At 34.7% G+C, this 12,778-nt stretch carries 16 protein-coding genes; 10 read left to right on the top strand and 6 right to left on the bottom strand.

The window, feature by feature from the left end; all coding sequences use genetic code 11:
* Positions 1 to 388 precede the first annotated feature (388 nt).
* The 9 genes from sda (at position 389) to JOC48_RS00260 (ending at position 7,219) form a co-directional block, all read left to right on the top strand.
* Positions 389 to 532: a sporulation histidine kinase inhibitor Sda gene (gene sda / locus JOC48_RS00300; RefSeq protein WP_204497045.1), complete on the top strand. Its 144-nt coding sequence runs from the start codon at positions 389 to 391 to the stop codon at positions 530 to 532.
* 207 nt (positions 533 to 739) lie between these two features.
* Positions 740 to 3,073, top strand: a complete 2,334-nt coding sequence (locus JOC48_RS00295) for a Na+/H+ antiporter subunit A (protein WP_204497044.1) — start codon at positions 740 to 742, stop codon at positions 3,071 to 3,073.
* Complete coding sequence (locus JOC48_RS00290; RefSeq protein ID WP_204497043.1) at positions 3,073 to 3,411, top strand: Na(+)/H(+) antiporter subunit C; 339 nt, start codon at positions 3,073 to 3,075, stop codon at positions 3,409 to 3,411. The genes JOC48_RS00295 and JOC48_RS00290 overlap by 1 nt, the downstream gene beginning before the upstream one ends.
* A complete protein-coding gene (locus tag JOC48_RS00285) occupies positions 3,404 to 4,885 on the top strand; it encodes a Na+/H+ antiporter subunit D (RefSeq protein ID WP_204497042.1) in 1,482 nt (493 codons plus the stop codon). The genes JOC48_RS00290 and JOC48_RS00285 overlap by 8 nt, the downstream gene beginning before the upstream one ends.
* A gap of 5 nt (positions 4,886 to 4,890) precedes the next feature.
* The gene (locus tag JOC48_RS00280) at positions 4,891 to 5,367 is read left to right on the top strand and encodes a Na+/H+ antiporter subunit E (protein ID WP_204497041.1); all 477 of its coding nucleotides are present in this window, start codon (positions 4,891 to 4,893) and stop codon (positions 5,365 to 5,367) included.
* Positions 5,368 to 5,420: 53 nt separating this feature from the next.
* The gene (locus tag JOC48_RS00275) at positions 5,421 to 5,675 is read left to right on the top strand and encodes a Na(+)/H(+) antiporter subunit F1 (RefSeq protein WP_420829202.1); all 255 of its coding nucleotides are present in this window, start codon (positions 5,421 to 5,423) and stop codon (positions 5,673 to 5,675) included.
* On the top strand, positions 5,656 to 6,030 hold the full coding sequence (gene mnhG / locus JOC48_RS00270) for a monovalent cation/H(+) antiporter subunit G (RefSeq protein WP_204497039.1): 375 nt from the start codon (positions 5,656 to 5,658) through the stop codon (positions 6,028 to 6,030). The genes JOC48_RS00275 and mnhG overlap by 20 nt, the downstream gene beginning before the upstream one ends.
* A 162-nt stretch (positions 6,031 to 6,192) precedes the next feature.
* Entirely contained in the window at positions 6,193 to 6,897 is a 705-nt protein-coding gene (gene sigK / locus JOC48_RS00265) for an RNA polymerase sporulation sigma factor SigK (RefSeq protein ID WP_204497038.1), read from the top strand.
* Between the two features lie 76 nt (positions 6,898 to 6,973).
* Complete coding sequence (locus tag JOC48_RS00260) at positions 6,974 to 7,219, top strand: hypothetical protein (protein WP_239584103.1); 246 nt, start codon at positions 6,974 to 6,976, stop codon at positions 7,217 to 7,219.
* Positions 7,220 to 7,320: 101 nt separating this feature from the next.
* On the opposite strand, the gene JOC48_RS00255 is transcribed toward JOC48_RS00260, so the two are convergent.
* From JOC48_RS00255 to JOC48_RS00245, 3 genes are all read right to left on the bottom strand, one after another.
* Positions 7,321 to 7,560, bottom strand: a complete 240-nt coding sequence (locus tag JOC48_RS00255; protein WP_204497037.1) for a YrhC family protein — start codon at positions 7,558 to 7,560, stop codon at positions 7,321 to 7,323.
* A 129-nt stretch (positions 7,561 to 7,689) separates the two neighbouring features.
* A complete protein-coding gene (gene mtnN, locus JOC48_RS00250; protein ID WP_204497036.1) occupies positions 7,690 to 8,382 on the bottom strand; it encodes a 5'-methylthioadenosine/S-adenosylhomocysteine nucleosidase in 693 nt (230 codons plus the stop codon).
* Positions 8,383 to 8,423: 41 nt separating this feature from the next.
* Entirely contained in the window at positions 8,424 to 9,086 is a 663-nt protein-coding gene (locus JOC48_RS00245; protein WP_204497035.1) for a YrrS family protein, read from the bottom strand.
* A gap of 190 nt (positions 9,087 to 9,276) precedes the next feature.
* Between JOC48_RS00245 and JOC48_RS00240 the strand changes: the two genes are divergently transcribed.
* Positions 9,277 to 9,528, top strand: coding sequence for a hypothetical protein (locus JOC48_RS00240; protein ID WP_204497034.1), 252 nt, complete (start codon positions 9,277 to 9,279; stop codon positions 9,526 to 9,528).
* Between the two features lie 10 nt (positions 9,529 to 9,538).
* On the opposite strand, the gene JOC48_RS00235 is transcribed toward JOC48_RS00240, so the two are convergent.
* From JOC48_RS00235 to udk, 3 genes are all read right to left on the bottom strand, one after another.
* The gene (locus tag JOC48_RS00235) at positions 9,539 to 11,263 is read right to left on the bottom strand and encodes a peptidoglycan D,D-transpeptidase FtsI family protein (RefSeq protein ID WP_204497033.1); all 1,725 of its coding nucleotides are present in this window, start codon (positions 11,261 to 11,263) and stop codon (positions 9,539 to 9,541) included.
* Between the two features lie 169 nt (positions 11,264 to 11,432).
* Entirely contained in the window at positions 11,433 to 11,909 is a 477-nt protein-coding gene (gene greA, locus JOC48_RS00230) for a transcription elongation factor GreA (protein ID WP_204497032.1), read from the bottom strand.
* A gap of 218 nt (positions 11,910 to 12,127) precedes the next feature.
* Positions 12,128 to 12,766 (bottom strand): uridine kinase, encoded by a 639-nt coding sequence (udk, locus tag JOC48_RS00225; protein WP_204497031.1) that lies wholly within the window; start codon positions 12,764 to 12,766, stop codon positions 12,128 to 12,130.
* Positions 12,767 to 12,778 lie beyond the last annotated feature (12 nt).

The following is a 12,778-nucleotide window of genomic DNA, read 5'->3' as shown; positions in this document are numbered from 1 at the left end:
TTCGTGTCTTTCAAAATTTTTGATAATGTGCTGAGATAGACATATCCACTCTCACAAAAATTTATATTCTTTCCTTAAAGTGAAATAAAGCGATAAATACCAATTATATGCAAAGATCCATTCTTTTTATGAATAAAACGTTCGACAAATTACTACAAAATTTATCCTGTGGATAACTTTATACACAAAATCCACATTGATAAATCAATAAAATCTATCAAAATTACCAGTTTACTAACAAGTTATATACAGGGAACTGTAGATAACTATGCGGTTGTCCGACTTACTCTTTCGTGATAAAGTGTTATTAACTTATTAGACACGTAATGTCACGTAATTCCAAAAGTTGTATAGGAAGTAAACTTCCAATACAGGAGGGGCCACTTTTATGGAACATTTATCAGATGAATTGTTAATTGAATCGTATTTTAAAGCAAACGAATTAGGATTAAGTCAGGATTTTATTCATTTAATCGAAAAGGAAATTGAAAGACGTTCTCTCACTCATGAAATTATCTATTCTACCAACTAATTCAAGTAATCAAATGATAGAGAAAATGTATAAAAATTGTCGAACTCTTGTCACTTTTAATCGTGGCGAGAGTTTTTTGTTTTCTGCTATGATAGTATTATGGCTCATTGAACAGGTTATTAGTTGAATAATCATGCTATTTTTGATAACAATGTATATGATGTGAATATTTATTTATTTCACCATTTAAAAGGAGGACATCATTAGATGATATTTGCCATCTTTATCCCATTACTATTTGCTTGCTTCGTTCCAATCTTAAGCAAATATAAAGATAAAATTCACACTGGAATTTTCGTTCTACTTATTCCTTTCATTATTTTCTTATTTTTTATTCCGTTTATAGGAAGTGAATTTAAACCGGTTTATACTTCATTCAATTGGATCCCATCGCTTGATATTTCATTAGATTTTTACTTAGACGGCCTCAGTCTTCTTTTTGTTCTTCTTATTAGTGGTATAGGAGCGCTAGTCACCTTATACTCTATCTTTTACTTACATAAATCAGAACGACTTGGAGCTTTCTATGTATATTTGTTGATGTTTATGTCTGCGATGCTTGGTGTTGTTCTCTCTGATAACGTATTTGTACTTTATGGATTCTGGGAGTTAACATCCATCTCATCCTTTTTATTAATTGGTTATTGGCACCATAGAGAAGGGTCCCGATATGGTGCGTTAAAGTCAATGCTTATTACTGTATTTGGCGGATTGAGTTTACTTGGTGGTCTAATCTTACTTACAGTTATTACCGGAACGACAAGTATTCAAGAAATGATTGCACAAACAGATGTTATATTAAACAGCCCATATTTTTCACTAATAATGGCGTTTATTTTCTTAGGTGCCTTTACGAAATCTGCACAGTTCCCTTTTCACATATGGCTCCCAGATGCTATGGAAGCACCTACTCCAGTTAGTGCGTATTTACATTCTGCAACAATGGTTAAAGCAGGTATTTTTCTAATTGCAAGATTTTCACCAATTTTTAATACGAGCGAATGGTTTTTCCTAATCGTAAGTGGTATTGGAATACTAACATTGTGCTGGGGCTCCTACATGGCAGTGAGACAAACAGATTTAAAAGGGATCCTTGCATTTTCAACCATTAGTCAATTAGGTATGATCATGGCCATGCTTGGATTTGGTACAAAAGCAGCTATTTTCGCTGCAGCATTTCATATTCTTAATCACGCAACGTTCAAAGGTAGCCTGTTCATGATTGCTGGAATTGTCGACCACGAAACAGGTACGAGGGATATTCGAAAACTGGGCGGATTGATGACGCTAATGCCAATATCAGCCACACTTGCCTTTTTTGGTGCATTTTCTATGGCTGGAGTTCCACTGCCATTTCTTAATGGTTTCTATAGTAAGGAAATGTTTTTCGATGTCAGTCTTGGACTCAACGAGCCTACACTTTTAGCCGCAGACTTGCTTAGACAAGCTATTCCGTATTTAGCAGTTCTGGGTAGTATTTTCACATTCGTATATTCGATGTATTTAGTTTTTGGAACGTTCACTGGAGAAAAACATCTTGATCAACTTCCTGTAAAACCACATGAAGCGCCAATTGGAATGCTTATCTCGCCAGCTATTTTAATTTTAGGAGTAATCGTGATTGGTTTATTTCCAAACCTTGTAAACGAGTCATTTATAGCTCATACAGCAGAAGCAATAAGTGGCAAAGAAGTTCATAAACACATCGTATTTTGGCACGGTTTTATTCCACCATTGTATATGTCTTTAATTGTTGTAATATTTGGAGCTGGATTATATATCTACCGAAAAAAATGGACCGACATTTACTTATTTATTCCTGGTCAATTAAGCTTTAATAAAGTGTATGATCGATTTGTAGAAGGTTTGGAAACTTATTCAGCTAAAATTACAAATAGTTATATGAATGATTCGCTACGGAGATATGTAATTTTGATCATCGGTTCCATTATCCTATTTACATTTATTACGATGATTTCAACCAATGGTTTTGCATTTCATACAAATGACTTAGCTGATTTTTCAATTACTGAAGTGATTGTAGCACTAGTAATGGCTATCGCTGCAGTATTTACGATATTCACAAGAAATAAAGTAGCAGCCATTTTAATTTTAGGTGTTGTTGGTTATGGTTTATCACTATTATTTATTCTTTATCGTGCACCAGATTTAGCCTTAACACAGTTAGTTGTCGAAACAATAACATTAGCATTGTTTTTGTTGTGTTTTTATCATTTACCAGAATTACAGCCTAGAGATGAATCAATTGGTTTTAAGACAACAAACGGAATCATATCCATTGGGTTTGGTCTTCTAATGACACTAGTTGCGGTTTCTTCTCATAGCAGTAAATGGTTTCAACCAATTTCCAATTACTTTGTCGAAAATTCAAAAGAACTTGGTGGGGGCTACAACATCGTTAACGTCATTCTTGTTGATTTTCGTGGAATTGATACCTTATTTGAAATCGTCGTACTAGGAATCGCTGCATTAGCTATTTATGGATTAGTTAAGCTACGTTACAATAAGGAGGCTGAGTAATGGAAATCATCATGTCCATCCTTTCGGGCGTACTATTTACAACCGGAGTTTATAACTTACTACAAAAGCAATTGCTTCGAATCATTATAGGAACTGCACTAATCTCCCATGGTGCCCACTTGTTCATATTAACAATGGGAAAGTTAAAACGAGGAGCACCGCCAATTTTAGAGTATCATGTTGATCAATATACGGACCCGCTTCCGCAAGCACTTATCTTAACTTCTATTGTTATAAGTTTTGGAGTAACAAGCTTATTATTAGTGCTTGCCTATCGAGCGGCTAAGGAAAACGAAACAGATAATATGGATTTATTGAGGGGTAACGAAAATGAGTAACTTAGCAGTATTGCCAATTGTCATTCCGTTAATATCAAGTATAATTCTTGCTTTTTTCCATAAAAAGCTACCATTGGTACGATCCGTAGCAAAGCTAGTTTCAATCATAAACCTATTCGTTGTAGGTTTTATTATTACCTACGTTTATAACAATGGACCTGTTGTTCTCGAATCTGGTGGATGGGATGCTCCATTTGGGATCATCCTAGTAGCAGATATGTTATCCATGACACTCGTACTAACAACAAATATCATTGCAGTAGCAGCTGTCTTTTATGCCCAACATTCACTCAGTCAAAAACAAGAGGAATTTTATTTCTATACTTTTTTCTTGTTACTAATTGCGGGTGTTTCTGGGGCCTTCATTACAGGAGATTTGTTTAACCTCTTTGTATTTTTTGAAGTACTATTGATGGCCTCGTATGCGTTAATTGTTCTTGGTGGCGAAAAGGTCCAATTGCGAGAGTCATTAAAGTACATACTAATTAATTTGTTCTCTTCTATGCTATTTGTAACAACCATTGCTTTCTTATATTCAGTTGTTGGAACAATTAATATGGCTCAAATTGCACAGAGGGTACAAGAAGTTGACCAACAGGGTGTATTAACAACGATTGGAATTCTGCTATTCTTTGTTTTCGGAACAAAAGCGGCTTTATTTCCCTTGTACTATTGGTTACCAAAGCCTTATATTGTACCAAATCCTGTTGTTTCAGCCCTGTTTGGTGCATTATTGACCAAAGTAGGAATCTATTCGATCTTACGAGTATTCACCTTAATTTTTGGACACAATCCATCATTCACTCATAATTTCTTTATTTGGATTGCCGGCCTCACCTTAGTTTTTGGAGTTATTGGTGCGCTATCTACCAATAATATAAAATTAATTATTGCATATAACATTATCCCAGCAGTTGGTTTCATGTTAATGGGTATTGGAGTTTTTAATGAGGCATCGATTAGCGGCACCGTTTATTACTTAGTTCACGACATGATTATCAAAGCTGTTTTGTTCTTAATTGTAGGTGCTATTGCTTATTTAGCGGGAACCTCCGATCTCAGAAAAATGAAAGGACTCATTCACCATTATCCACTATTAGGTTGGCTACTTTTTGTTTCAGGAATTGTCTTAGCAGGAATACCGCCATTTAGTGGTTTTATAGGAAAACTGTTGCTGCTGCAAGGAGCATTCTCAGAAGGAGAAATAATAATTGCAATTGTTGGGTTACTATGTAGTCTATTAATTTTAACTTCTGTCATGCGGATCTTTATTAGAGGGTTCTGGGGAGAACGAGACGACAGTTTAACTGTTCATAAAAAAACAGCTAGAAAGTTAACCATTCCAATAGCATTTTTATTATGTTTCTCTATTCTACTTGGTGTTGGTGCTGAACTGTTCTACCCAAGTGGTGCAAGCATTGCAAATTACTTGCTAAATCCAGAAATATACATTGAAGCTGTATTAAAGGAGTAAAGCTTATGCCTTTTCAGATTTTAATAAACATTATTATCGCGATTATGTGGATGTTTTTAAGTGAGAGTTACGAATTTCCTACATTCATTTCAGGGTATATCATTGGAATATTATTATTACTTATGTTGCAACGGTTTATTCCTGGTTCCTTTTATATGAAACGGGTAGGAAAGGTATTTCGACTCATTGTCTTATTTATAAAAGAATTAATTTTGTCGAACATCAATATCATAAAGTTGGTATTTAATCGAAAGCAGGATTTTGAACCTGGCATTCTCGCACTTCCAACAGACTTGAAAAGTAACTGGGAAATTACTCTACTTGCTAACCTAATTACGTTAACTCCTGGCACACTGACAGTCGCTGTTTCAGACGATCACTCGATCCTTTACATTCATGCTGTCGATATTGGAGATGTCGAAGAGACTATTTCATCCATTAAAAATACTTTTGAGAAAGCAATTATGGAGGTGACTCGATGAATTCTTTTGTTAATACTTCTGAACAAATCGTGCAAGTTGTAACGATTATTTGCATGGTCGTTATCTCCATATCAATTATTCTTTTAATGTATCGTGTTATAGTTGGACCTACTAATCCTGATCGCGCTGTCGCCTTAGATGCCATAGGTATCAACTTAATGGCACTAGCTGGATTAGTGGCCATTTTACTCCTTACGACTCGATTAAATGATGTTATATTACTCATTGGAATTTTATTGTTTATTGGAACAGTTGCATTTTCAAAATACTTAGAAATGGGTGTTGTCATTGATAGAGACTTGGATTGATGTATTATTTAATTTCATTGTCATTATCTGTTTAATAGTGGGCACCTTTTTTATTCTATCCACTTCTATCGGTATATTACGATTCCCCGATGTATTTACGCGATTACATGCTGCTACTAAAGCAGCCACATTAGGCGTATCAGGAATCATGATTGGTGCCTTTATTTTTCTTTATGTAGAACATGAGATTGTAAGTGGTAAATTAATCTTAGGGATGATTTTTGTTCTACTAACAGCTCCTGTTTCTGGTCATGTAATTGGTAAAGCTGCACATCGAAGTGGTATTAAACCTTGGTCCAGACATCAATTAAAAGATGCCTATGCTGAGTCATTCGAGTCCAAAAAAGAACATTAATAATGAAACTCCTCACGTTAACTTTCGTGTAGGAGTTTTTATTTTCATTAAATTTGTTGTAAGTATTTTTAACACGAATTTCTTTTGGACAGGCACATTTCCTCCTTTTACACATAAAGTATTGTATAGGCTTTAGCCCAAACAGCAGGAGGTGCATGTGTTTTGTCAATTCTAAGCGCACTTGCTTTACTTATTAAAGAGACTCTATTTTTTGTTTCCTATGTGAAAAATCATGCCTTTCCTCAGCCGTTATCATCAGAAGAAGAAGCAAAATATATTGAAAAGATGCAAAATGGAGATAGTCACGCAAGAGATATTTTAATTGAGCACAATCTGCGCTTAGTCGCCCACATTGTAAAAAAATTTGAGAATACAGGCGAGGATACGGAAGACTTAATATCAATTGGTACGATTGGTTTAATAAAAGGAATTGAAAGCTTTTCTAGTGGTAAAGGAACAAAACTGGCTACTTATGCAGCAAGATGTATTGAAAATGAAATATTGATGCATTTGCGTGCTTTAAAAAAGACGAAAAAAGATGTGTCGCTCCATGATCCCATTGGTCAGGATAAAGAGGGGAATGAAATCAGCTTAATCGACATTCTCCAAGCAGAAAACGAAGATATTATTGAATACATTCAATTAAACATGGAAGTTGCAAAAATAACAGAATACTTAGATATTCTGGATGAACGAGAAAAGGAAGTGATTGTTGCAAGATATGGACTTGGTGAAGAAGACGATTTGACACAAAGAGAAATCGCCAAAAAACTAAACATTTCAAGAAGCTATGTTTCTAGAATTGAAAAACGAGCACTTATGAAAGTATTTCATGAGTACTACAAAAAAGAGAAGCAATCTGAATAATGCAATGACATTCACCTATACACACCTTACCTATTTAACATAGACTATAATAAAAACCAAAGGCGGGTGAATTCTTATGCCATATTGGAGTTATCAACCAGCAAATTATCCATTAACATCTTATGGAGATGATTATAATCAGTACATGGGTTATGATAACACAATTGATTATGGTTGGAATAATGCCTATGGCTACGGGCCAGCTTATGGACCTTATTACGGTTCTGGTTATGGAAGTGGCTTAGGATTTGGATTATTTATAGTCGGTATCGTATTACTTCTAATTTTAGGTGGAGGTTACTATTATTTAAATTATATGTAATGTTTAAAAATTGGCTTATCGCTAAAATTAACATGCAATCAACCACTTATAATAATTACGATAGCTAAACAAAACCTCTGATTGATAGTTAATCAGAGGTTTTATTGCTCTATCCCTTCATTTAGCTTTTTACGCCATTTATTAATTAGATAACTAAACCAGCCTGCGATAGACAGACTTCCTAGCATTAAAACGATTAATAGATACCCTTTATCAGATGGCTCAATAATTAGTGTAATAATCATTCCTAAATAAAAATATATACTTAAAATAATTAAAGTAACTAGAAACCTACTATAATCTTCTATTTTTTGTTTTAGTTTTGTAGAAGCTCCATTCATTTTTCCCCTCACCTCTATATGCATCATATCATATAGCCAGGATAAAAAAGGAAAGAAATTGATGGAAATATAGCGTATATCGACCAGAATAGTTACATCCCATTAATTTGCAATTAAATAATCGTTAAGTTATAAAGCTCTCACGACGTTTATGATTAGATTAGCTGCATTCGTAGCTGCCTTTTCTAAAAAAGCTTCAAATGAAACAGAAGATTGTTTTCCTGCAATATCAGACAGTGATCGTATGATAACAAATGGCGTTTTATATTGATAGCAAACTTGCGCAATTGCAGCTGCCTCCATTTCAGCAGCCAGCATAGAAGGAAACCTTTCACGTGTTCGTTTCACTCTATTTTCATCTTGCATAAATGAATCCCCTGTTGCAATCAAACCTTTTGCAACATTCACTTCATTCATATGATTAATTGCTTGAACTGTTAAATGAACAAGCGTTTCATCTGCTTTATAAGTTGCTGGCATTCCCGGAACTTGTCCATAATCGTAATCAAACGCCGTTACATCCACATCGTGATGTGTTACTTCTGTTGAAATTACTAGATCTCCTACCTCTAACTGTTTAGCAAAACCACCGGCTGATCCTGTATTAATAATTTGATCAGGCTTATATCGTTCATGAAGAATTGTAGTTGCCATTGCAGCATTCACTTTACCTATACCAGATTTGAGTACAACGACATGTTTTCCATGTAGTGTCCCACTAGTAAATTGACATCCAGCTATTTCTTTCTCATCTTCAACATGAATACTTTCTAATAAAAGTTTAACTTCCTCATCCATTGCTCCAATGATTCCAATAGTCATCTAAAAGCCCCTCCAATTAAGTCCTATCATGATGTTTGTCGTTATTCATCATCTTCAAATCGTTCCTTTTGATCATTCTCCTTCAATTCCTCTACTTTTGTTGGCATCCAACCTTGATTTTCTACCCATGAAACATATACTCGATATATTTCTGTCTGAGAATTATTAGTAACGGTTGCTATTACTTTTTGATCGCCAGCACGTTCAACCCACCATTCAATTCGATTATCAGAAGATAGTCCTGTAGCAAGCTCAACTGCTTTCATCATTTCTATCCAGTCTACTGATTCTTGCTCAAACGTAATTACATGTGGTTCATCCTGTGTCGTTCCAACAGGTTGCCAGTCTCCCGTATATGCTTCTTCAACATTTTCATCCTCTGATGGCACTTGTTCGACCTGATTTTCCTCCTGATTAGGTTCAGTGTCTTCTTCATTATTAGAACGATCATCAGTTGATCCATCTACTTCCGCTTCCGTTTCCGTTGCTGGTTCTTCATCCCTTTGTTCTTCTTCATTCCCAGTTTTGATGTTACCACTAGCATCTTGAACCTGTTGATCATCCTCAGAGCCTAAGAAAAATAAACTTATAAATAGAATTACCAATAATCCACTAACTACTAGCAACCAAGAAATTGCTTGTGTACTTTTTCTTTTTTTCTCAAATCGATCAACACGTGTGTATGTACGATAATCTTCTGACATATTAGTATTAGCTCCTCCCTTATAAGCTTACTGTTATATTATACTATTTTAAAGCCTCGTAACCAATGATTCGCTGGTACGAAAAAAAACCTTCCTTTTTTGTCGAACTTATTCTAGTTTTGACATATTAGAAGGATATCGAGCATATATATCCAAATAGAAAATATGGAAAATTTTAAGGAGAGTGTTTATGTTGAAAATAGCTACCTTTAATCGAGAACTATGGAACTTATCGTCATTTGAAAAAGTGAGTTATGATAAGTATAACAAAGTTTTCATCGTGCATCTTTTTGATGGTAGTCAAGCTGAGTTTTTTGATGTTGAAGAAAAACTAGTATTTCAGTTTGTTATTTCTGAACAAAAAGAAGCATTCTTAAACACTGTATTATACAAAAATTATCCATACATCCAACATAAAACAAGGGTCCCAAAATCTTCCTGAAAAGGGACCCTCATTGATCCATTAAATTGTCAGCAATCTCATGATAAATAGGGTATGTTTTGCCTATTTCACTTGTTTGGTCTAAGTCCACTACGACCATCGAATACTTTGGATTTTCAACTGGGAAAAATCCAGCAAACCAGTAGTGGTGAGAATTTTCTCTCCCGGTCTCTGCAGTCCCCGACTTTCCTGCTATTGATAAATCATTTAACATTTTTCCCGTACCATCATTAACTACTTCCGTGAAAAGGGCTTTTAATTTTATAGCGGTTTCAGGCTCAATTGAATTTTCAATCGATTGTTTTGAAGAAAATTCCTTCATAATTGTACCATTGTTATATAAGATTTCATCTACTACGCTTATTTCACGTTTCACTCCATTATTTACAATCGTACTAACCATGTTTGCCACAGCCAATGGTGTTACCTTTACTTCTTTTTGTCCAATAGCTGTTTGTGCTATGGCCCGATCTACAAATGGATCATATTCGTCACCCCATACTCTACCTAACTCTTCTTCAGGAAATTGTTTAAAGTTTTCTTGGTGATATAAATTCCCCGTCCAACCAACTGGACCTGACAAACCTAATTTATTTGTATAATCCTGTAAAATATTCGAATTATCTTCTAACAGTACTTTTGCAATAGACGCAAACGTATAATTACAGCTTTCTACAAAACTCTCTTTAAAGTTAAGCTCCCCTAATTGTCTAGAAGAGGATCCATCACCATAAACATTTCTATTGCAATCATATATTTTATCTAAGCTTTCTCTATTATTTTCGATAGCGGCCGCTGCTACAACCGTTTTAAAAAGAGATCCCGGAAAATGGGCTGTCAGCATTTGATTCTTCATTGCATGATTGATATAAGGGTGATCTTGCCTCATATTTGGTCTTGAAGCCATTGCGACAACTTCATTCGTGCTTACATCTAATAATACTACACCGCCCTTTTCCATTTGATGGCTATTAAGAACATTTTCAATCATCGTTTGGATAGTTGCGTCAATGGTCGTACGGATTTTTGCAGGATAAAAATGATCACCTGAACCAAGATACCTTAACTCAAGTCCTAGCAATGGATTACCAAGAGCATCCACATGATACATCAGCCTTTGTTCCTGTTGTGAAATTAATAATGAGTCAAATGCCTTTTGTAATCCCGATATACCAATTGGTTTAACATCTTTGTTTGAGTGTATTGAATCTTGATAACGTTCGAAGTATTCGTCTGGATTGTTACGAACTAGTCCTATTAAATGTGCTGCAATAGTCGGATCATTTTCCTGTGACCTTTTAATAGCAACTAAACCTGGAATGGTTGCATTACTTATTTTATCGTAAAGCTCCGTAGAAACTTTTTTACCAGTTAATTGAGATAAATAGACAGGTTCTTTTTCTTTTACTAATTTACTCTTCCATTGGACATCAATGGTATATAATATTTTTTCTATATCTTCCGGTAACTCAATAGAACTGACAAAAGGAAATAGCACAATATCCTTCACTTCTCCGTAGGATAATGGTTCCTTATTTCGATCTAATATGATACCTCTTCCACTTGAAAGTATAATCTCGCTTGAACGTTGGTCCACACTTTCCTCTAACAAATTCACATTATTTGGACCATAATTCTCTGTAGAAATTAATTGAATGTCTGCTAATTTATATATTAAAAAACAGAAAAACAGGAACAGTAAACAGGCTGATAGTTGAACTCGAGATATTTTCATCCACTCTACCTCCCAGTTCAAGTATCAACCTTTCCAATCAAAAATAAACCCGCCGTATTACGCAGGTCTGTTACAATTAAAAGGGTGTTCCCCAAAACGGGTTAACTTTCAATTACTATCGTGTAATTAAAAAGATAACTTTTAAGAGGAGCACCCTATACAATAAGTATTAATCTACTTTTATAATCTTTACATTCATATCTCCACCCGGAGTTGGAACAGTCACTTCCTCACCAATTTGGCGGCCTAATAAACTTTTTGCTATTGGAGAATCATTTGAAATCTTTCCTTCAAAAGGATCTGCTTCCGCACTACCTACTATAGTATAAGTTTCTTCATCACCATCTGGAAGTTCCTTAAATGTTACTGATTTTCCTAAAGATACAATATCTGGATTTTCATTATCATTTTCTATAATAACTGCATTGCGAATCATGTTCTCCACTTGCGCAATTCTTGATTCAACAAATGCTTGCTCGTCCTTTGCTGCATCATACTCAGAGTTCTCAGATAAATCCCCAAAGCCTCGAGCAATTTTAATACGTTCAACAACTTCCTGGCGTCTTTCCGTTTTTAAATAATGTAGTTCATTCTCTAACTTTTCTTTCCCCTCTTGCGTCATATAGTAGCTTTTTTCAACAGCCATTCCTAACACTCCTTTATATCCCAACAGTTATTTCTATCAAAGATAGTCATTCTTTTTACTTTTATTAAATGGATGACATACAACTACTAACCAATACTATGGCAGATTTTCACAGAACTTTCAATACTTTTATTGGTGATGATTAAAAAAGCAACAAATGTTAGGTATCCATTGGAGCTTTGGTTTAATCGAACACAACACTAACAAAAACTTGACAATTAATTTGATTCTTTTCTATTTAATATTGTTTGAATTTTAGTTGCCATTAAGTCAATAGCAACACGGTTTTGACCACCTTCAGGAATAATGATGTCAGCATATCGTTTGGTAGGCTCAATAAACTGTAAATGCATTGGTCGAACAACATTGATATATTGATCTATTACAGAATCAATGGTACGGCCTCTTTCGTTGATATCCCTCATCAATCTTCTAATAATACGAACATCAGCATCTGTATCTACAAATACCTTTATGTCCATTAATTCCCGTAATCTAGGATCTTCTAAAATTAAAATACCTTCCAAAATAATGACTTCTTTGGGATCGACATGTATTACCTGATCGGATCGTGTATGTAATTTGTAATCATAAACAGGCTTTAGTATAGGTCTTTGATGTTGTAACTCTTGCATATGATAGACGAGTAGTTCATTATCAAAAGCAAGTGGATGGTCATAGTTGGTATTTAGTCTTTCCTCTAACGGAACGTGTGATTGATCCTTATAATAATAATCCTGTTCAATTACAAGAATACTTTTATCTGAAAATCGTTGATATATGGATTGAGTAACAGATGTCTTCCCAGATCCCGAACCACCGGCAACACCAATCACTACTGGTTTATGATTTGACATCTAAAACAACTC

Source organism: Aquibacillus albus, assembly GCF_016908325.1.
GTDB classification, from domain to species: domain Bacteria; phylum Bacillota; class Bacilli; order Bacillales; family Amphibacillaceae; genus Aquibacillus_A; species Aquibacillus_A albus.
This window is presented reverse-complemented; position numbering and strand designations above follow the sequence as displayed.